Source organism: Actinacidiphila acidipaludis, from assembly GCF_019890725.1.
In the GTDB taxonomy this organism is placed as follows: Bacteria; Actinomycetota; Actinomycetes; order Streptomycetales; family Streptomycetaceae; genus Actinacidiphila; species Actinacidiphila acidipaludis.
This window is the reverse complement of sequence record NZ_JAINZZ010000042.1, coordinates 46,541-66,939: the sequence shown is the minus strand read 5'-3', so window position 1 is coordinate 66,939 and position 20,399 is coordinate 46,541. Positions and strand designations below refer to the sequence as shown.

Genomic DNA, 20,399 nt, shown 5'->3' with positions numbered 1-20,399 from the left:
GCCACCGCCGGAGGTGCTCACGGTCCAGCTGAAGGACGTGCTGCCGGAGGCGTTGGTGGAGTCCTTGGCGGTCACGGTGACCGAGGAGGTGCCGGTGGCGGTCGGGGTGCCGGAGATGACACCCGTCGAGGCGTTGATCGACAGGCCGGCGGGCAGACCGGTGGCCGAGTAGGTCAGGGTCTGGCCGGAGGCCGAGTCGGACGCGTGGATCTGCAGGCTGACCGCGGTGTTGACCACGGTGGACTGGTTGCCCGGGTTGGTCACGGTGACCGTGTTACCGGTCGAGGTGCCGTTGGTGAAGGCCGCCGTGCCGTTCGGGGTGCCCAGACCGGTCGGGCCGTCGTAGCCGGACTTGGCGGTGCACAGGTAGCTGCTGGAGCACGAGCCGTTGGCGCCGCTGGTCACGTCGTTCAGCGCGCTGGTGTGGGCGTACGGGTAGGACGCCGGAGTGGTGCCCGCCGCGGGGGTGCCGGCGAGCGCGTAGACCGAGGCGATGATCGGCGACGAGGCGCTGGTACCGCCGTAGACCTGCCAGCCGCTGGCGCCGTAGGAGTCGTACACGGCCAGACCGGTGTTCGGGTCGGCGACCGCGGAGACGTCCGCGACGGTGCGCTTGGAGCAGCCGGTGTCGGTCTGCCAGGTGGGCTTGGTGTCGTAGGCCGAGCAGCCGGAGCCCGCGCCGTTGCCGCCGGCGGTGCTGCCCCAGACCGACTCGGTCCATCCACGCGCGTTGCTCGAACGGCTGAGCGAGGTGCCGCCGACCGCGGTGACGTACTTCGAGGCCGCCGGGTACTCCACGCCGTAGCCGCTGTCACCGGAGCTGACGGTGATGGCGACGCCCGGGTGGTTGAAGTACTGGGTGTCGGACGTGGTGTCCGTGGAGTCCTCGGAGCCGCCGTAGCTGTTGGAGACGTACTTCGCGCCCATGGTGACCGCGCGGTTCACCGCGGTGCCCAGGTCGCTCATGTTCGCCGAGGTGGCCTCGACCAGCAGGATGTGGCAGGACGGGCAGACGGCGCTGACCATGTCGAGGTCGAGCGAGATCTCACCGGCCCAGCCGGAGTCGGCCGTCGGGTAGCTGGTGCCGCCGTTCTGGTCGACCTTCTGGAAGCAGCCGTTGGCGGTGGTGCAGGCCGGCAGTCCGTACTGCGAGCGGTAGGTGGCCAGGTCGCTCGCCGCGTTGGGGTCGTCCTGGGCGTCGACGATGGCGACGGTGGCGCCCGAACCGCCGGACGGCAGGGCGTAGGCGCTCTGCAGGTCACTGGGACCGTATCCGGAGGGGGTGGCGTTCGGGGTGATGCCCATGTGGTGGGCGACGTCGGTGCGGACCAGCGACAGGCAGGACATCTGGCCCTTGGCCGCCGTGGCGCACAGGTGCTGGGCCTTGCCCTGGACGGAGCCGGTGGCGCCGGTGGCGGCGGCGCCGCTGTTGGAGGCGGGCGAACTGGCGACCGAGGGCGCGGCCGCAGCGAGCATGCCGCCGGTCACCAGGGCCCCCGCGGTGACCACCGCGAGGGTTGTGCGGCGGACGGTCTCTCTGAACCGGCCGGGATTTGTCGACTGCAATGAACTGCCCTCCATGGGGGGAACGGAAGGGCGCGACCGCGGTGACCGATATGTCAAGTTCATGACAATCCATCATGACGACCGGTCATCGTGCGGCTTCGCCCGTGGAGTTGCGAGTGGCGCTCGTTCACTGGTGATCCGGCTGATGACTCCAGCCGCTTCCTGCGGACTGCCACCCCGTGCAGTGGTGGCCGATGCTGAAGGTAATGAGGCCGGGTTAAAGGAACTACCGGGTAATGGCAAAGGATTGACCTCAGGTCACCGGGAGAATGCCCCGCGGTCGCTTCCGCCGGACGATCTCCGGCGTATAGCTTGTGGCGCCATGGAGTCGGAGGAAGGACCGGTCAACGACCTGGTCTCACTGGGTCTCGCACGCTACGAGGCACGCGTGTATCTCGCGCTGGTGCGCCGCGAGTCGTATACCGCGGCCGAGGTGGCGCGCGAGGCCGATGTCCCCAGGCAGCGGGTGTACGACGTGCTCGACGCCCTGGTCAGGCGCAGGCTGGCGACCGCCCACCCGGGGCGCGTCGCCACGTTCTCGGCGGTCGCGCCCGAACTCGCGGTGGCCCGGCTGATGGCCCTTCAGCGCGAGACGCTGGAACGGCTCGACCGGGTGTCCGCGACGCTGACGTCGACGCTGGTGCCGATCTGGGCGGACGGGCGGTCGCACACGGTGCCGCTGGACTACGTCGAGATCCTGCGGGACCCCAAGTCGATATCCGAGGCGTTCACCGACATCCAGAACCACGCCCAGCGTGAGCTGCTGAGCTTCTCCAAGCCCCCCTTCGTCGCGCCCGGCCTGAACACCCCCGGAATCCGGGCCGTGCGGAGGTTGCGCCGCAACGGCGGATCGGTCCGGGCGATCTACACGCACGACGCGCTCGCCGACCCCGAGACACTGGACAACGTCCGCCGGTCGAGCGCGGCGGGCGAGGAGTGCCGGTTCGCCGCCGACCTGCCGCTGAAGCTGGTGGTCGCCGACGCCTCGCTCGTGCTGTGCGACATGCCCGACCCGGTCGCCGGGACCGGGTCCACCACCGCGCTCTACATCGAGCACCCGGCCCTCGCGGCCTGCCTGCGGCTGGCGTTCCTCACGGTGTGGGAGGGGGCCCAGACGGCGCCGGCCGAACCGGTCTGAGCGATGGCCGCAGGGCGTTGCTGAACCGTGCCGCGAGCCGCCTCCGAGCGGTGCCGCGAGCCGCCCGGCGTGGGCGCCGCCGTGCTCCGAAATTCCGGATGTTTCCGGTCGAATACTGACGAACCGTACGGACTCGCGCGGATCCGGGCTGGTCGGGCACCTTGCGGGTTACAGTGACCGCGTGGCCGTGTTCCTGCTCGGAGTCGGTGCCGCCTGCTGCCTCGGCCTGGGATTCGTGCTGCAGCAGCGCGCGGCGGCACGTGCCCCGCTCGCGGACTTCCTCACCTTCCGGCTCCTCCTCGACCTGCTGCGGATGCCGGACTGGGTGCTGGGCATCGTCTTCTACGTCGTCGGCCTCGTGCTCGGCGCCGCCGCCCTGACCTTCGGCGAGATCACGCTGGTCGAACCGCTCACCGCCACCAACCTGCTGTTCGCCATGGCCCTGTCCAGATGGCTCACCAAACAGCCGCTGGGCTGGACCGGGTGGGGAGGCGTGGTGCTGCTGGCGCTGGGGGTGACGGCCTTCATCGTCGCGGGGCGGCCCAGCGGCGGCAGCAATCCCGCGGGTCCGCTGCGGCACTGGCTCGTCTTCGGCATCGTCGCCGGGCTCGCCCTGCTGCTCACGCTCAAGTCCCGGCGGCTGCCCCCGTCCGGGGAGGCGGCCCTGCTGGCGCTCGCCGCCGGCCTGCTCTACGGGCTGCAGGACGCCCTCACCCGGGTGTCCGGGCAGATCGTCAGCCACCACGGGATCGCCGCACTGTTCGCGCACTGGCAGCCGTACGCGATCATCGTGATCGGCCTCACCGCGTTGCTGCTGGTGCAGAGCGCCTTCGAGACCGCGCCGTTGCGCATGTCGCTGCCGTCGCTCACCGCCGCCCAGCCGCTGGCCGGCATCGCCTGCGGGGTCGGCTTCCTCGGCGACCGGCTGCGGCTGACCCCGGGGGCCCTGGCCTGGCAGGCGGTCGGCCTGTGCGCGGTCGTCGTCGGCATCGTCCTGCTCGGCCGCCATCCCGCCATGCCCACCGGCGCCACCGAACGCCAGCCGGTCGGCGCCACCCGCATCGACTGACCCGGGCCTGCGCACCGGCCGGAACGGCCCCCGAGACTGCGGGACGCCGGGGGACGCCGGAGTGGAACGCAGCCCCGCGGGATCAGGGGCCGGCAGGGCCCCGCCCGGAGCCCGGCCGGAGTTCCGCTGCCGGCCGAGCGGACCGCGGCCCGGGACCCGCCGGAGCCCCGCTTCCGGGGGGACCGAGCCGCGCTAGAGCCCCGTCGCCCACTCCCAGTCCGCCGATATGCCCAGGAACCGGCCGATGTCGGCCACCGCCGCGTCGATGCCGTCGCGGAGCGCCCGGTCCCGCTCGCCGGTGAGGGACTCGACCCGCACGGCGAACCCGGTCGTGCCGCGCGCGTCGGCCCTGCGCCATGTCGCGACGACGGCACCGTCGCGCAGCACGCACGGCATCAGGAACCCGCCGCCGGTCGCGATGCGCGCGGCGAAGGCGGGCGGCAGCATCAGGTCGCGGTCCCGGTACCCGAGCAGGTACGGGTCGAAGTGGCCGGTCAGCCGCACCGCGCCGGTCTCCTGGCCGCCGCTCCCGGCCGCGGCCCCCGCACCGGTCCCGCCGGTCGCTCCGGCGCCTCCGCCGTCGCCCCGGGCGCCGGTCCCGCCACCGCCCCCGGATTGCGCCGCCGCAGCCTCCACGCCGGAGGCGACGACCAGCGGGCCGTCCGGGCCGGTCACCGACGTCAGCCGCGATCCGGCCGCCGCCTGCGCCCGCCGGGCCTGCCCCAGCGGCAGCCCGGACCAGCGCGCCAGGTCGGCCGCCGTCACGGGACCGTAGGACGCCGCGTGCCGGACCGCGATCTCGGCCGCCGCGTCGTCGCCGGACAGGTCCGCGTCGGCGACGCCTTTCAGCCACTCCGCGGTCAGCACATAGGTGGCCGCGTCGCCCTCGGCCTCCGGCCCGCGGCAGACCACGCCGCGCGCCGCGGCATAGAGCAGCAGGTGGGCGGGAGCCTGGCTGCGCGGGTCGAGCGCGACGCCCTCCTCGGCCAGCCGGGCCACCAGCTCGTCCCGCCGCAGCGCCCGGCCCGGCAGCACGCGTTCGAGCGCGCCCAGCGCCCGCGCGCAGAGCTCGTCGTCGAGGCCGAGTCGCGCCCGCCGCCCCCGGTACCGGTCGGCGACGCGCGGCCCCAGCAGCGCGGTCAGCCAGCGCACGTCCGCCGCGGCCACCGCGTGCAGCGTTCCCCGCATCAGCCAGGTGCGCACGACCGACGGCGGACCGGCGGCGCACGCCGCGTCGACGTCGGCGGCGGTGAGCCCCTGGCTGCGCGCCCGGACCTGGAGGCGGCAGGCCTTCACGTCCTGCGCCTGCAGCCCGGCGGCGAGCCGCACCGCGTCCGTGACCGTGCGCCCGCCGGGACCGTACAGACCCTGGGCCCGCGCCCGCAGCCGCCGCACCTCGTCACCGCTGAGCGCCGCCATCGGTCAACCCCTCGCGGGGGACCAGGTGAACCGCGGAGCGCGGCGCTCCAGGAAGGCGGCCGCGCCCTCGGCCGCGTCACCGCTGGCCGCGGCCTCGGCGGCCCAGTGGGCACGGCGCTCGGCGGTCGGCTCTCCCGCGGTGAACTCCTTCGCGGCGGCCTGGGTGAGCTGGGAGCGGGACCGCAGGACAGCGGTGAACCCGCGTACCCGCTCCTCCAGGCCGCCGGCCGGCAACACCTCGTCGACCAGGCCGGAGCGCAGCGCCCGCTCGTGGTCGACGAGTTCGGCCGAGAACAGCAGGTGCTTGGCCGTCGAGGGCCCGGTCAGCGCGGCGAGGCGCCGGGTGGAGGACGCGGGGTAGACGATGCCGAGCCGGGCGGGTGTCACCCCGAACCACGCCCCCTCCGCCGCGAACCGCAGGTCGCAGGCGACAGCGAGCTGGCAGCCGCCGCCGACGCAGTAACCGCGGATCGCCGCGAGCGTCGGTTTGGGGAAGGCGGCCAGCGCCTCCTCCGCGGCCACGGCCGCCTCCTGGGCGCCGCGCGGGCCGTCGGGACCGGCGAGGTCACCGATGTCGGCGCCGGCGCAGAAGGTGTCGCCGTCGCCGGTCAGCACCAGGACCCGCACGGTGGGGTCGGCCGCCAGCGCCTCCAGGAGCACGGGCAGCGAGTGCCACATGGCCACGGTCATCGCGTTGCGGCGGGCCGGGTTGCTGATGGTGATCGTGGCCGTGCCGTCGCCCGTGCTCACCAGCAGGCCCGGCGTGCCGGTGGCGCCCGCCGGGACCGGGCCCGCCGGGGAGGCGTCCGGTGACGCGGAACGTGACGTGACAGGTCCTGACATGGAGGGTCCTGACGTGGTCGGATCGGCCATGCGGGCTCCTCGTGCACGGGGACGCGGCGGGTATCGGGCCGTCAGGCGGCGGCAACGATCCTAACCGCGCCCATTGCGGCCGGATCGGGTCGCCGGGCGGACGGAATCGTTCGGAACCGGTCACGAACCGCTGAAAGGTGCGGACTTACGGTTTCCTGCACGTGCAGCTGCAACGGTCCCGGACACTCGATCCATGAGGCGGCAGCAGCCGGCCGCGCGCCGGCCGGTGCCGCGTGGACAGGTCACGCGAAGGCGACGGTGGATGCGGTCATGGAGGTGCGCGGGGACGTCCCGCCGGGTCAGGCTCCGGCCTCGAGACCGTACGAAGGACTGCCGGGCCCGGCCCCGGTGCCGATGGCGTACGAGGGGGTGTGGCGGTTCACCGCCCCCGCCGTGGACTCCTCGGTGCCCCAGGTGAGACACGGGGTCCGTTCGCTCGTCGCCACGCACGGCGTGCCGCTCGACGACGACGTGCTCTTCGGGCTGCTGCTGATCGTTTCCGAGCTGGTGACCAACGCCGTCCGGCACGCGGCCGTGCTCTCGCCGGAGATCGCGGTGGAGCTGGCGGTCGGCGCCGAGTGGATCAGAGTGGCGGTCGAGGACAACCACCCGTACCGGCCCAAGGCCCTGGAGACCGATCACGCCCGCACCGGCGGGCGCGGGCTGCTGCTGGTCAAGACCATCACGGACGAGGCCGGCGGCTCCTGTGACGTCACCCAGACGTCGACCGGCGGCAAGGTGATCTGGGCGGCGCTTCCGCTGCACGCCGCCCTCACCTGAGCCGGTCACCGGCGCCGCGCACCGGACCGCCCACGCCCTACGGCCGTCTCACCAGCCGCCGGCGCCGCCGGTCACCTCGCGTACCGCGGGCCGCGCCGCGTCCAGCACGGTCATGAACCACGCGGAGAACGGCCCCTGCTCGCGCATCGAGGCCAGCTCGTCCGCCGTGACGAAGGCCGTCTCGCCGATCTCCTCCGGGTCCGGGGCGAGCGCGCCGCGGACCACGCCCACGAAGAGATGGTTGTACTCCTGCTCCACCAGGCCCGACGCCGGGTCCGGGTGGTTGTAGCGGACCGTCCCCGCCTCGCGCATCAGGGCCGGGGCGGCGCCCAGCTCCTCGGCGGTGCGCCGCGCCGCGGCCACGAACGGCTGCTCACCGGGGTACGGGTGCCCGCAGCAGGTGTTGGACCACACGCCGGGGGAGTGGTACTTGCCGAGCGCCCGGCGCTGCAGCAGCAGGCGCCCGGCGTCGTCGAAGAGGAACACCGAGAACGCCCGGTGCAGCCGCCCCGGTGCCGTGTGCGCCGACAGCTTCTCCGCCGTGCCGATCGTGACGCCGTCCTCGTCGACCAGTTCGAGCAGGATCTGTTCCGCGACACCGTTGGGGGACGGCGGGGCGGCGGGGGAGGAGCCGGGTCGGCCGGTGGCAGGACTGGTTGGCATTTCCATCCTTCGCGTTCGACGACAAGCCCTAAGTCTGCCTCACACACGCCTGCGACCGGCGCGCACACCGCACCGCCCGACCGGCGCCCGGAGGCACGGGGGGCGCGACCGCCCGGGCCGGCGGCTCCGGCGGACGCTCAGTGGCACAGCCGTGCCTCGTGCTCGGCGTGTCCGACCGGCTCGAGCTGGAAGGTGCAGTGCTCCACGTCGAAGTGAGCGCCCAGGCACGTCTGCAGATCGTGCAGCATCTTCTCGTAGCCCACCTCCTCCAGCACACCCTGGGTGACCACCACGTGCGCCGACAGCACCGGCAGCCCCGAGGTGATCGTCCAGACGTGCAGGTCGTGCAGACTCTCGACGCCCGGCAGGCACTCGATGTGCCGCCGTACCTGGCCGTGCTGATGCCCTGACCCCATCGAGGCGCTCCCCTGCTGCCGGCCGTTCCTGCTGTGGTCCTGCTGTAGCCGGTCTACCCGCACGGGCCGGTGCACCCCCGCCGGATCCGGCGTGCGGCGGCCGGTCAACACCGGTCACACACCGTGGCCAAGCCGGTACCGGAGCCGTTGCCATGCGCGGTGAGCTGCGGTGATGTGGTGGCCGGGGGCAGCGGGGGAAGGAGCCCGGAGTTCACCCGGACGGGTGAGCGCGCTCGGGTGTTGTCGCAGGTGGGGCTGATCCAGGATGATGATCACACCAGAGGCGCCACGTACAGGCGAACAGGCAGTGAACGCCTGCCGTCGTCAATCCGATAGCCTCGCCGTCGTGTCCGGCCCGGCCCCGCCTTTTTCCGGCGGCCCCGCGGGCACGTCTCCGCACGCTTTCAGGGAGTGGGTTCCTCTGCCGACCGCTATTCTCACCGGCCCGCCCGCCGCCGGGTCGCCGTCGCCGCTCGCCGACGACCTGCGGGCGCTGGGATTCCAGGTCACCGAGGCGGCCGACGCCGCGGCGGCCGCCGCACGGCTGGCCGAGGCACCCGCGGGCGAGCGCGTCGCCCTGGTCGACCCGCGCTTCGTCGGCCACCGCCACGCGCTGCGCCTGGCCCTGACCGACCCGCGCTTCGACGCGGCCGCCGTGCCCGGCGCCGTCTCCGTCAAGCCCGCCGCCCGCCCGGCGCTCGCCCGCGTGCTCGCCGCCGCGGCCGCCCCCGGCGGCCCGGACGCGACCGGCGCGGCAGCCGCCCCCACGCTCGGCGCCCGCGGATCCGGCACGGTGCTGGCCACCCCGGACACCGCGTCCGGCACCGGCGGCGCCGCGGGCGTACGGCCCGACGTGCTGCCCGACCTCGCCGCCGCCGCCCTCGACACCGACGGCACCGCGCCCCACCGCCCCGAGCTGGGTGTACTGGTGGCCACCGTGCCCGCCGACGCGGACGCCCGCGCCGCCGCGCTGACCGCCGTCGGCGCGGTCGACGAGGAGGCCGTGCGGCTGCGCAGCGCCGTCAAGTCGCGCGACGGCTTCTTCACCACGCACTTCATCAGCCCGTACTCCCGCTACGTCGCCCGCTGGTGCGCGCGGCGCGGGCTGACCCCCAACCAGGTCACGACCGCGTCCCTGCTGGTCGCCCTGATCGCCGCGGGATGCGCGGCGACCGGCACCCGGCCCGGGTTCGTCGCGGCCGGCGTGCTGCTGATCGCCTCCTTCGTCCTGGACTGCACCGACGGCCAGCTGGCCCGCTACTCCCTGCAGTACTCGACGCTCGGCGCCTGGCTCGACGCGACCTTCGACCGGGCCAAGGAGTACGCCTACTACGCGGGTCTCGCGCTGGGCGCGGCCCGCGGCGGCGACGACGTGTGGGCGCTGGCCCTGGGCGCGATGGTGCTGCAGACCTGCCGGCACGTCGTGGACTTCGCCTTCACCGAGGCCAACCACGACGCGACCGCCAACACCAGTCCCACCGCGGCCCTCTCCGACCGGCTGGACAGCGTCGGCTGGACGGTGTGGGTGCGCCGGATGATCGTGCTGCCCATCGGCGAGCGCTGGGCGATGATCGCCGTGCTCACCGCCGTCACCACGCCGCGCATCACCTTGATCGTGCTGCTCGTCGGCTGCGCGCTGGCCGCCTGCTACACCACCGCCGGCCGGGTGCTCCGCTCGCTGACCAGGAAGGCCCACCGGACCGACCGTGCCGCGCAGGCCCTGTACGACCTGGCGGACAGCGGCCCGCTGGCCGAGGGCGTGGCACGGCTCACCCGGCCGCTCGCCGCCCGGCTGCCCGCCTTCGCGCCGCCTCTGGTGGCGCTGGCCGGCGGCGGCCTGCTCGCGGCGACGGCGGCGCTGGCGCCCGCGGGGAGCTGGTGGGTGGTCGCGGCCGCGGCCGTCTACGTGGTGACGTCCGGGCTGGCCGTCGCCCGCCCGCTGAAGGGCGCGCTGGACTGGCTGGTGCCGGCGTTCTTCCGGGCCGCCGAATACGGAACCCTGCTGGCCCTGGCCGCCGTCTCCCATGTGAACGAGGCGTTGCCCGCTGCTTTCGGGCTGGTGGCGGCCGTCGCCTACCATCACTACGACACGGTGTACCGCATCCGCGGCGGCACCGGGGCGCCGCCTCGGGCCCTGGTGCGGGCGGCAGGCGGGCACGAGGGCCGGGCACTGCTGGTGGCCGTCCTCGCGGCCGCTCTCGCGCACCACACGGGACTCACGGTCGCGCTGACGGTTCTCGCCGTCGCCCTGGCGCTGCTGGTCCTGACCGAGAGCATCCGCTTCTGGGTGTCCGCGCATCTGGGCGGCGCACCCGCTGTACACGACGAATCAGGAGAACCCGCATGATCGGCCTCGTGCTGGCGGCAGGCGCCGGACGGCGTCTGCGTCCCTACACCGACACCCTGCCCAAGGCGCTGGTGCCGGTCGTCGAAGGGCGGGACGGCGCGGAGGACGGCCTGACCGTGCTCGACCTCACGCTGGCGAACTTCGCCGAGATCGGGCTCACCGAGGTCGCGGTCGTCGTCGGTTACCGCAAGGAGGCCGTGTACGAGCGCAAGGCGGCGCTGGAGGCGAAGTACGGCGTCACCCTCACCCTGATCGACAACGACAAGGCCGAGGAGTGGAACAACGCCTACTCCCTGTGGTGCGCGCGGGACCAGATCCGGCACGGCGTGATCCTCGCCAACGGCGACACCGTGCACCCGGTCTCGGTGGAGAGGACGCTGCTCGCCGCCCGCGGTGAGGGGCGCCGGATCATCCTGGCGCTCGACACCGTCAAGAAGCTCGCCGACGAGGAGATGAAGGTCGTCGCCGAGCCCGGCAAGGGCGTGCGGCGGATCACCAAGCTGATGGACCCGGCCGAGGCCACCGGCGAGTACATCGGCGTCACCCTCATCGAGGGCGAGGCGGCGGCCGAGCTGGCCGACGCGCTCAGGACCACCTTCGAGCGGGACCCCGACCTCTACTACGAGGACGGCTACCAGGAGCTGGTCGACCGCGGCTTCACCATCGACGTGGCGCCGATCGGCGAGGTGTCCTGGGTGGAGATCGACAACCACGACGACCTCGCCAAGGGCAGGGAGATCGCATGCCGGTACTGACCCGGCTGGTCCCGTCGCCGGTCGTCGTCGACATCCGCCCGGGCGCCCTGGACGACCTCGGGGTGCTCCTGGCGGACCAGCGCATCTCGAGCTCGGGCCGGCTCGCCGTGTCGATCAGCAACGGCTCCGGCACCGCCCTGCGGGAGCGGCTTTCGGCCACGCTGCCGGGCGCGGACTGGTTCGAGGTCGGCGGCGGCACCATCGACGCGGCCGTCAAGCTCGCCGACGCGATGCACGGCAACCGCTACGACGCGGTGGTGGCGCTCGGCGGCGGCAAGATCATCGACGCCTCGAAGTACGCGGCGGCCCGGGTCGGGCTGCCGCTCGTCGCGGTGGCCACCAACCTGTCCCACGACGGCATCTGCTCGCCCGTCGCGACCCTGGACAACGACAACGGCCGCGGCTCGTACGGAGTGCCGTCGCCGATAGCGCTGGTCATCGACCTGGACGTGGTCCGGGCCGCGCCGGCCCGATTCGTGCGGTCCGGCATCGGCGACGCGGTCTCCAACATCAACGCGATCGCCGACTGGGAGCTGTCGCACCGGGAGACCGGTGAGCGGATCGACGGACTGGCCGCGGCCATGGCCCGCACCTCGGGCGAGGCGGTGCTGCGGCACACCGGTGGCATCGGCGACGACGACTTCCTCACCACGCTCGCCGAGGCGCTGGTGCTCTCCGGCATCGCGATGTCGGTCAGCGGCGACAGCCGGCCGGCGTCGGGCTCGTGCCACGAGATCCTGCACGCCTTCGACCTGCTCTTCCCGCAGCGGGCCCCGGCGCACGGCGAGGGAGCCGGTCTGGGCGCGGCGTTCGCCATGCACCTGCGCGGCGCGACCGAGCAGGCCGGGCTCATCGCCGAGGTGCTGCGGCGGCACGGCCTGCCCGTGCTGGCGTCCGACATCGGCTTCACCGAACCGGAGTTCGTCGAGGTGGTGCGCTACGCACCGCAGACCCGCCCCGGGCGCTTCACGATCCTGGAACACCTGGACCTGTCCGACACCGACATCAGGAACGCGTACGCCGACTATGCCAAAGCCATCAGTAGCTGAACTGCGCCCGGTCGTGCACCCCGCGGGGGTCAAGGACCGGCGCAGCGGCGAACACTGGGCCGGCCGGCTCTACATGCGGGAGCTCTCGCTCCGCATAGACCGGCACCTGGTGCTCACCCGCATCACGCCCAACCAGTTGACGTACCTGATGACCGTCTTCGGCGTGCTCGCCGCCCCGGCCCTGCTGGTGCCGGGCATCACGGGCGCCGTGCTCGGCGTGGTGATGGTCCAGATGTACCTGCTGCTGGACTGCGTGGACGGCGAGATCGCGCGCTGGAAGAAGCAGTTCTCCCTCAGCGGCGTCTACCTCGACCGCGTCGGCGCCTACCTGTGCGACGCGGCCGTGCTGGTCGGTCTCGGGCTGCGCGCCGCCGACCTGTTCGGCGACGGCCGGATCGACTGGCTGTGGGCCTTCCTCGGCACGCTCGCCGCGCTCGGCGCGGTGCTGATCAAGGCGGAGACCGACCTGGTCGGCGTCGCCCGGCACCAGGGCGGGCTGCCCCCGGTGAAGGAGTCGGCGGCGGAACCGCGGTCCTCCGGTGTGGCGCTCGCCCGGCGGGCCGCGGCCGCGCTGAAGTTCCACCGACTGGTGCTCGGCGTCGAGGCGTCGCTGCTGATCCTGGTGCTCGCGGTGATCGACCAGATCCGCGGCGACCTGTTCTTCACCCGGCTCGGCGTCGCGGTGCTGGCCGCGATCGCGCTGCTGCAGACGCTGCTGCACCTGGTGTCCGTCCTCGCGTCGAGCAGGCTGAAATGAGTACGGCGGGGGCGCCGCTGAAGGTCGGCGCGGTCATCATCACCATGGGCAACCGGCCCGCCGAGCTGCGGGACCTGCTGGACTCGGTCGCCAAGCAGCAGGGCCCCGCCATCGAGGTGGCCGTGGTCGGCAACGGCTCTCCGCTGCCCCCGCTGCCCGACGGCCTGCGCACCGCGGAGGTCCCGGAGAACCTCGGCATCCCCGGCGGCCGCAACGTGGGCATCGAGCTGTTCGGCCCCGGCGGCCGGGACGTCGACGTGCTGCTGTTCCTCGACGACGACGGGCTGCTGCCCTCCGACGACACCGGCGAGCTGGTCCGGCAGGCCTTCGCGGCCGACCCGAAACTCGGCATCGTCAGCTTCCGGATCGCCGACCCGGAGACCGGGGTCACCCAGCGCCGGCACGTGCCGCGGCTGCGCGCCGCCGACCCGATGCGCGACTCCCGGGTGACCACGTTCCTCGGCGGCGCCTGCGCCGTGCGCACCCGCGTCATCCAGCAGGTCGGCGCGCTGCCCGCCGAGTTCTTCTACGCGCACGAGGAGACGGATCTGGCCTGGCGCGCTCTTGACGCGGGCTGGCTGATCGACTACCGCTCCGATCTGGTTCTGCACCACCCGGCCACGTCCCCGGCCCGGCACGCGGTCTACCACCGGCTGGTGGCCCGCAACCGGGTGTGGCTGGCCCGCCGCAATCTGCCGTGGCCGCTGGTCCCGGTCTACCTCGGCGTGTGGTTCGCCCTGACTCTCGTACGGCGTCCGTCCCGCCCGGCACTGCGGGCCTGGCTCGGCGGATTCCGCGAGGGATGGGCCTCACCGTGCGGCGAACGCCGGCCCATGCGGTGGCGCACGGTCTGGCGGTTGACCCGACTAGGCCGACCCCCGATCATCTGACAAGCTCAGACCTGAGAGCATCAGGCGCAGTCCGGGACTCCCCTGCCCCCGGAGCGCACCTTGAGGACGAAAGTGTCAACTGTGAGCGAGACAACGCACGATGGTGCGGTCGCCGTCGGCGCCCCCGCGGCTCCCTCGGCCGACGACGGCCTCAGCCCCGCCCAGCTGGCGGCCAAGTACGGCCTGTCCGTCAGCGGCGCCCGGCCCGGGCTGTCGGAGTACACCCGGCAGTTGTGGGGCCGGCGACATTTCATCAACGAGTTCGCGAAGGCGCGTACGGCCGCCCAGTACACCCAGGCGCGCCTGGGCCAGCTCTGGCAGGTCATGACGCCGCTGCTCAACGCGGCCGTGTACTACCTGATCTTCGGTCTGCTCATCGGTACCAGCAAGGGCATCGACAACTTCATCGCCTACCTGGTCACCGGCATCTTCATCTTCACGTTCACGCAGAACTCGGTACTCAGCGGTGTGCGTGCGGTGTCGGGCAACCTCGGGCTGATCCGCGCGCTGCACTTCCCGCGCGCCTCGATGCCGGTCGCGTTCACGCTCATGCAGCTCCAGCAGCTCATGATGTCGATGTTCGTGCTCGTCGCGATCGTCCTGATGACCGGTGAGGTGCCGGACGGGTCGTGGGTGCTGATGGTCCCCGCGCTCTTCACGCAGTGGATCTTCAACACCGGCCTGGCGATGATCATGGCCCGGCTGGGCAGCAAGATGACCGACCTCGCGCAGCTCATGCCGTTCATCCTCCGTACCTGGATGTACATGTCCGGCGTCATGTACAGCATCGCGAACCTGACCGCGCACGCCCCGCACATCGTGCGGATCCTGCTGGACATCAACCCGGCCGCGGTCTACATCGACCTGATGCGGTTCGCGCTGATCGACAGCGTCACCTCGGCGCAGCTGCCCCCGCACGTGTGGGCGAGCGCCGTGGGCTGGGCGGTCCTGGTCGGCGTCGGCGGTTACATCTACTTCTGGAAGGCTGAAGAGTCCTATGGCCGTGGCTGAGCAGCAGACCGTCGCGGACGCGCAGCCGGCCGCCGCCGGCACGCGCGTTCCCACCGTGATCGTGGACGACGTGCACATCGTCTACACCGTCTACGGCGCCGGCACGGGCAAGGGCAGCGCCACCGCGGCACTGGCCCGGCTGGTGACCCGCAAGTCCAACCCGAACATCCGCCGGGTGCACGCGGTCAAGGGCGTCACCTTCACCGCCTACCGCGGCGAGGCGATCGGCATCATCGGCTCCAACGGCTCCGGCAAGTCGACGATCCTGCGGGCCATCGCCGGCCTGCTGCCGCCGGAGAGCGGCAAGATCTACACCGACGGCCAGCCGTCGCTGCTGGGGGTCAACGCGGCGCTGATGAACGACCTCACGGGCAGCACCAACGTGGTCCTGGGCGGTCTGGCGATGGGCATGTCGCAGGAGGAGGTCCGCGAGCGGTATCAGGGGATCGTCGACTTCTCGGGCATCAACGAGAAGGGCGACTTCATCTCGCTGCCGATGCGGACGTACTCCTCGGGTATGGCGGCGCGGCTGCGGTTCTCCATCGCCGCGGCGAAGAACCACGACGTGCTGATGATCGACGAGGCGCTGGCCACCGGTGACCGCGCGTTCCAGAAGCGTTCGGAGGAGCGGATCCGGGAGCTGCGCAAGGAGGCCGGCACGGTCTTCCTGGTCAGCCACAACAACAACTCGATCCGCGACACGTGCGACCGGGTGGTGTGGCTGGAGAAGGGCGAACTGCTGATGGACGGTCCGACCGACGACGTCATCAAGGCCTACGAGTCCCACTCGGGGAAGTGACCTCTCCTTCACGTCTTCTTGACCGTACCGTTGCCGAAAACGCCCACCCCCGCCGGATGATCCGGCGGGGGTGGCGCGTTGAGAAGGTTGGGAGGCGCAACCGATCCCGCGACCGCCCCTGTCGCGCCCCCGGCGTACGCCGGGACGTGCCCGGACGTAAGCTGTACCGGTACTCGGTGCCTGGGTGAAGAGCGAGACGGGGTGTGCGCGGCTCCCGGTGCGGCGTGTCCGAAATGGGAAGATTCGTCCGGGCGGTGTAGAACGGGGGATGTGGCGGCCATGAAGATCGGGACCATGCCGTGCCAGGGCACGCTCGCCGCCTGCGTACCGGGACCAGCGCTGTGACCGGGGACGACACGTCCCGGGCCGTCCTGGACAAGGCCGCGCGTGAGAACTTCCCCGTGGCACCGGTGTTCCTCCCGCGTGCCTGGCGCCAGGACCTGATGGCCGTGTACGGCTTCGCCCGTCTGGTGGACGACATCGGCGACGGCGACCTGGCGGCCGGCGGCCGCGCCGACGCCGTGCACCTGGGTCTGGACCCCGAGGCCGCGGCCGACCGCACCGCCATGCTCGACGCCTTCGAGGCCGACCTGCGACGGGTGTTCGACGGCACCCCCCGCCACCCGCTGCTGCTCGCGCTGCGCCCCACCGTGCGGAGCCACCGGCTCACCCCGGAGCCGTTCCTGGGCCTGATCGCCGCCAACCGCCAGGACCAGCACGTCAAGCGCTACGCCACCTATGACGACCTGCTGGCCTACTGCGAGCTGTCCGCCAACCCGGTCGGCCGTCTGGTGCTCTCCATCACCGGCACCTCCTCGCCCGAACGGATCCGCCGCTCCGACGCCGTCTGCACCGCCCTGCAGATCGTCGAGCACCTCCAGGACGTCGCCGAGGACCTGGGCAGGGACCGGATCTACCTGCCGGCCGCGGACATGAAACGCTTCGGGGTGGAGGAGGCGGACCTCGCCGCCGCCACCGCGAACAGTAGGGTGCGTGAGCTGGTCGCCTTCGAGGCGGGACGCGCCCGGGACCTGTTGGATGAAGGCACTCCCCTGGTGGGTAGCGTCCGTGGCAGGCTTCGGCTACTGCTTGCCGGGTTTGTCGGCGGCGGGCGTGCCGCGCTCAAGGCGGTCGAGGCAGCCGGATACGACGTCCTGGCCGGTTCGCCCAAAGCCACGAAGCCCGGGCTGCTGCGCGAGGTGGGGTCGACATTGCGAAGAGAGGGGTGAGCCGGACCATGAACGGTTCCGCCCATACGTCCGGGCTGGTACGTGCCGCATACAGGTACTGCGAAGCCGTGACCGGACACGAGGCCCGCAACTTCGCCTACGGAATCCGCCTGCTGCCGACGCCCAAGCGGCAGGCGATGTCGGCGCTGTACGCGTTCTCCCGCCGGGTCGACGACATCGGTGACGGCGACCTGGACGCCGCGGAGAAGGTCCGGCGACTGGACGGCACCCGCGAGGTGCTCGTCCGCGTCCGTGAGGGTGACGTCGCCGAGGACGACGTCGACCCGGTCGCCGTCGCCCTGGCCGACTCCGCCGCACGGTTCCCGCTGCCGCTGGGCGGCCTGGACGAACTGATCGACGGCGTCCAAATGGACGTTCGGGGCGAAACCTACGAGACCTGGGACGATCTGGCCGTCTACTGCCGATGTGTGGCAGGTGCCATCGGAAGGCTCTCTCTGGGCGTTTTCGGCACCGCGAATGGGCACGATCATGAGCGTGCCGCCGAATACGCCGACACGCTCGGCCTCGCCCTGCAGCTCACCAACATCCTCCGCGACGTCCGCGAGGACGCGGGCAACGGCCGCACGTACCTGCCCGCCGAGGACCTGGCCAAGTTCGGCTGCGCCGACGGATTCCACGGCGACACGCCGCCGCCGGGCTCCGATTTCACCGGTCTGGTGGAGTTCGAGGTCCGCAGGGCCCGTCAGCTCTTCGCCACCGGCTACCAGTTGCTGCCGATGCTGGACCGCAGGAGCGGCGCCTGTGTCGCCGCCATGGCCGGCATCTACCGCCGGCTGCTGGAACGCATCGCCGCCGACCCCGGCGCGATACTGCGCGGCAGGGTCTCGCTGCCCGGACGGGAGAAGGCCTACGTCGCGGTCCGCGGCCTCGCCGGCCTCGACGCGCGCCGCACCGCCCGCGAGCCACGGAGCGCCGTGTGACACCGATCCGCGAGGGCGCGGACACCGCAACACGGCAGCTCCACGACCAGGCAACCCCGGCGACGCGCACCGCGTCACTTTCCGCGACGGCCGGCTGCACCCCCCGCGGCGCAGCCCGACGGGAGGGCGCATGACCACCACGCAGAGCAGCACCAGCGGCGACCGGCCGTCCGGTGCCGCGCCCGCCGCCCACGGCGGCGGGCAGCGCCGTGCCGTGGTGATCGGCGGCGGCCTGGCCGGCACCACCGCCGCGCTGGCACTCGCCGACGCCGGCCTGCGGGTGACGCTCACCGAGGCGCGGCCGCGCCTGGGCGGCCTGGCGTTCTCGTTCAGACGCGGCGACCTGTCCGTCGACAACGGCCAGCACGTCTTCCTGCGCTGCTGCACCGCCTACCAGTGGTTCCTCGACCGCATCGCCGCGCGTGACCTGGTGACCGTTCAGGAACGCCTGGATGTCCCGGTGGTGGACGCGGACAACGGGCGCCTGGGCCGGATCGGCCGGAGCGCCCTGCCGGTTCCGCTGCACCTGGCCGCCAGCCTGGCCCGCTACCCGCACCTGTCGCTGCGGGAGCGCGCGTCGGTCGGCCGGGCCGCCCTGGCGCTGCGCGGCCTCGACCCGGCCGACCCCGCCCTCGACGGCGTCGACTTCGGCAGCTGGCTCACCGCCCGCGGCCAGTCCGGCCGCACCGTCGAGGCGCTGTGGGACCTGGTCGGCGTCGCCACCCTGAACGCCACGGCCGGGGACGCCTCGCTGGGCCTGGCCGCGATGGTCTTCAAGACCGGCCTGCTCTCCGACCCCGCCGCCGCCGACATCGGCTGGGCGTCGGCGCCGCTCGGCGACCTGCACGACGGCCGGGCCCGGACGGCGCTGGACGCCGCGGGAGTCCGCGTCCTGCTGCGCTCGCGCGCCACCGCGATCACCGCCGACCGCATCGCGGCCGACGGCATCACCGCCGCGGGCGGATCCCGCGAGGTCACCGTGGAGACCGGCCCCGGACGCGCCGAGCGGCTGCCCGCCGACGTCGTGGTGCTGGCCGTCCCGCAGCGCGAGGCGCACGGGCTGCTGCCCGAAGGCGCTGTGGAGGACCCGGAAAAGCTGTTGCGGATCGGTACCGCGCCGATCCTCAATGTCCATGTGATCTACGACCGACAGGTGCTCGACCGGCCGTTCGTCGCGGCGCTCGGCAGCCCGGTCCAGTGGGTCTTCGACCGCACCGCAAGCTCGGGGCTGACCGGCGGCGGCCAGTACGTGGCGCTGTCCCAGTCCGCCGCCCAGGACGAGATCGACCTGCCGGTCGCCGAACTGCGCGACCGTTACCTGCCGGAACTGGAACGGCTGCTGCCGGCCGCCCGCGGCGCGGAGGTGCGCGACTTCTTCGTCACCCGCGAGCGGACGGCCACCTTCGCGCCCGCTCCGGGAGTCGGCGCGCTGCGTCCGGGCCCGGTCACCCGGGACCCCGGCCTGTACCTGGCGGGCGCATGGACCGCCACCGGCTGGCCCGCGACCATGGAAAGCGCGGTCCGCAGCGGGCTGCAGGCGTCCCGGGAAGCCTTGTCCGCCCTCGGTCTGCCGAGCGACAACGGCGTTCTGGAGGCGGCATGAGTGCAATTGGTGCAACAAGAGGAGACATCGTGACCGCTGACAGCGTCATCGGGCTGCTGGAAAACGGCCGCATTCTGACCACCCCCGTCCTCCGCGCCGCTGTGGCCCGCCTCGTTCCCCCGATGGACACCGTCGCCGCGTACCACTTCGGCTGGATCGACCAGGCCGGCCGGCCGGCCGACGGCGACGGCGGCAAGGCCGTCCGCCCCGCGCTCGCCCTGCTCTCCGCCCAGGCCGCGGGCGCCCCGCCGGAGACCGGCGTACCCGGCGCCGTCGCGGTCGAGCTGGTGCACAACTTCTCACTGCTGCACGACGACCTGATGGACGGTGACGAGCAGCGCCGGCACCGCGACACGGTCTGGAAGGTGCACGGCCCGGCCCAGGCGATCCTGGTCGGCGACGCGCTGATGGCGCTGGCCAACGAGATCCTGCTGGAGCACGGCACGGTCGACGCCGGCCGCGCCACGCGCCGGCTGACCACCGCCACCCGCAAGCTGATCGACGGTCAGGCCCAGGACATCTCCTTCGAGCACCGCGAGCGGGTCACCGTCCAGGAGTGCCTGGAGATGGAGGGCAACAAGACCGGCGCGCTGCTGGCCTGCGCCTCCTCCATCGGCGCGGTGCTCGGCGGTGCCTCGGAGGCCGACGCCGACGCGCTGGAGGACTACGGCTACCACCTGGGACTGGCGTTCCAGGCGATCGACGACCTGCTGGGCATCTGGGGCGACCCGTCGACCACCGGCAAGCAGACCTGGAGCGACCTGCGGCAGCGCAAGAAGTCGCTTCCCGTGGTCGCGGCCCTGGCCGCCGGCGGCTCCGCGTCCGAGCGGTTGGGTGAACTGCTGGCGGCCGACGCGAAAAATCAGGAAAACGATGCCTTCAGCGAGGAAGAGTTCGCCATGCGTGCGGCGTTGATCGAAGAAGCAGGCGGTCGTGAGTGGACCTCGCAGGAGGCCCGCAGGCAGTACGCGACCGCCATCGCCGCGTTGGACTCGATGGACATGCCGGAGGATGTCCACCAAAAGCTGGTAGGCCTTGCGGATTTTGTGGTGGTCCGCGAGAAGTAACCCAGGAAACGTGGAGCGCACGACGTC

Annotated in this window: 18 protein-coding genes and 1 pseudogene; 14 read left to right on the top strand and 5 right to left on the bottom strand. The window is 72.7% G+C overall.

The window, feature by feature from the left end; translation table 11 throughout:
* Positions 1-1,581, bottom strand: a 1,581-nt coding sequence (locus K7862_RS26470; RefSeq protein ID WP_222966898.1) for a putative Ig domain-containing protein, incomplete at its 3' end; no start/stop codon positions are given.
* Between the two features lie 307 nt (positions 1,582-1,888).
* On the opposite strand from K7862_RS26470, the gene K7862_RS26465 reads away from it, so the two are divergent.
* Together K7862_RS26465 and K7862_RS26460 are read left to right on the top strand one after the other, a co-directional pair.
* Positions 1,889-2,704, top strand: a complete 816-nt coding sequence (locus K7862_RS26465) for a TrmB family transcriptional regulator (RefSeq protein ID WP_222966896.1) — start codon at positions 1,889-1,891, stop codon at positions 2,702-2,704.
* A gap of 181 nt (positions 2,705-2,885) precedes the next feature.
* Entirely contained in the window at positions 2,886-3,773 is an 888-nt protein-coding gene (locus K7862_RS26460; protein WP_222966894.1) for a DMT family transporter, read from the top strand.
* 192 nt (positions 3,774-3,965) lie between these two features.
* Here K7862_RS26460 and K7862_RS26455 read toward each other — a convergent pair whose 3' ends face one another.
* Positions 3,966-5,192 (bottom strand): DNA glycosylase AlkZ-like family protein, encoded by a 1,227-nt coding sequence (locus tag K7862_RS26455; RefSeq protein ID WP_222966891.1) that lies wholly within the window; start codon positions 5,190-5,192, stop codon positions 3,966-3,968.
* Positions 5,193-5,195: 3 nt separating this feature from the next.
* Positions 5,196-6,035 carry an enoyl-CoA hydratase/isomerase family protein gene (locus K7862_RS26450; protein ID WP_222966890.1) on the bottom strand — a complete coding sequence of 280 codons (840 nt, stop codon included), beginning with the start codon at positions 6,033-6,035 and terminating at the stop codon, positions 5,196-5,198.
* 384 nt (positions 6,036-6,419) lie between these two features.
* Here K7862_RS26450 and K7862_RS26445 point away from each other — a divergent pair, with 384 nt between their 5' ends.
* Positions 6,420-6,845: an ATP-binding protein gene (locus K7862_RS26445; protein ID WP_222966928.1), complete on the top strand. Its 426-nt coding sequence runs from the start codon at positions 6,420-6,422 to the stop codon at positions 6,843-6,845.
* 48 nt (positions 6,846-6,893) lie between these two features.
* On the opposite strand, the gene idi is transcribed toward K7862_RS26445, so the two are convergent.
* Entirely contained in the window at positions 6,894-7,508 is a 615-nt protein-coding gene (idi, locus tag K7862_RS26440) for an isopentenyl-diphosphate Delta-isomerase (RefSeq protein WP_222966888.1), read from the bottom strand.
* Positions 7,509-7,645: 137 nt separating this feature from the next.
* A pseudogene (locus tag K7862_RS26435) lies at positions 7,646-7,900 on the bottom strand (cation transporter dimerization domain-containing protein); the annotation flags it as partial.
* A gap of 445 nt (positions 7,901-8,345) precedes the next feature.
* On the opposite strand from K7862_RS26435, the gene K7862_RS26430 reads away from it, so the two are divergent.
* From K7862_RS26430 to K7862_RS26380, 11 genes are all read left to right on the top strand, one after another.
* Positions 8,346-10,271, top strand: a complete 1,926-nt coding sequence (locus K7862_RS26430; RefSeq protein WP_222966926.1) for a DUF5941 domain-containing protein — start codon at positions 8,346-8,348, stop codon at positions 10,269-10,271.
* Positions 10,268-11,026, top strand: coding sequence for a phosphocholine cytidylyltransferase family protein (locus K7862_RS26425; protein ID WP_222966886.1), 759 nt, complete (start codon positions 10,268-10,270; stop codon positions 11,024-11,026). Before K7862_RS26430 ends, K7862_RS26425 begins: the two co-directional genes overlap by 4 nt.
* Positions 11,014-12,075: an iron-containing alcohol dehydrogenase family protein gene (locus tag K7862_RS26420; protein WP_222966884.1), complete on the top strand. Its 1,062-nt coding sequence runs from the start codon at positions 11,014-11,016 to the stop codon at positions 12,073-12,075. The genes K7862_RS26425 and K7862_RS26420 overlap by 13 nt, the downstream gene beginning before the upstream one ends.
* Entirely contained in the window at positions 12,053-12,832 is a 780-nt protein-coding gene (locus K7862_RS26415) for a CDP-alcohol phosphatidyltransferase family protein (protein WP_222966882.1), read from the top strand. The genes K7862_RS26420 and K7862_RS26415 overlap by 23 nt, the downstream gene beginning before the upstream one ends.
* 17 nt (positions 12,833-12,849) lie before the next feature.
* On the top strand, positions 12,850-13,722 hold the full coding sequence (locus tag K7862_RS26410) for a glycosyltransferase family 2 protein (RefSeq protein ID WP_222966924.1): 873 nt from the start codon (positions 12,850-12,852) through the stop codon (positions 13,720-13,722).
* Between the two features lie 81 nt (positions 13,723-13,803).
* A complete protein-coding gene (locus K7862_RS26405) occupies positions 13,804-14,733 on the top strand; it encodes an ABC transporter permease (protein ID WP_222966880.1) in 930 nt (309 codons plus the stop codon).
* Positions 14,720-15,532 (top strand): ABC transporter ATP-binding protein, encoded by an 813-nt coding sequence (locus K7862_RS26400; protein WP_222966878.1) that lies wholly within the window; start codon positions 14,720-14,722, stop codon positions 15,530-15,532. Before K7862_RS26405 ends, K7862_RS26400 begins: the two co-directional genes overlap by 14 nt.
* Before the next feature lie 341 nt (positions 15,533-15,873).
* Entirely contained in the window at positions 15,874-16,761 is an 888-nt protein-coding gene (gene hpnC, locus K7862_RS26395; RefSeq protein ID WP_222966876.1) for a squalene synthase HpnC, read from the top strand.
* Positions 16,758-17,702, top strand: a complete 945-nt coding sequence (hpnD, locus tag K7862_RS26390; protein ID WP_222966874.1) for a presqualene diphosphate synthase HpnD — start codon at positions 16,758-16,760, stop codon at positions 17,700-17,702. The genes hpnC and hpnD overlap by 4 nt, the downstream gene beginning before the upstream one ends.
* Before the next feature lie 130 nt (positions 17,703-17,832).
* Complete coding sequence (hpnE, locus tag K7862_RS26385; RefSeq protein ID WP_222966872.1) at positions 17,833-19,305, top strand: hydroxysqualene dehydroxylase HpnE; 1,473 nt, start codon at positions 17,833-17,835, stop codon at positions 19,303-19,305.
* Positions 19,302-20,372 (top strand): polyprenyl synthetase family protein, encoded by a 1,071-nt coding sequence (locus tag K7862_RS26380; protein WP_222966870.1) that lies wholly within the window; start codon positions 19,302-19,304, stop codon positions 20,370-20,372. The genes hpnE and K7862_RS26380 overlap by 4 nt, the downstream gene beginning before the upstream one ends.
* The last annotated feature ends 27 nt before the right edge of the window (positions 20,373-20,399 follow it).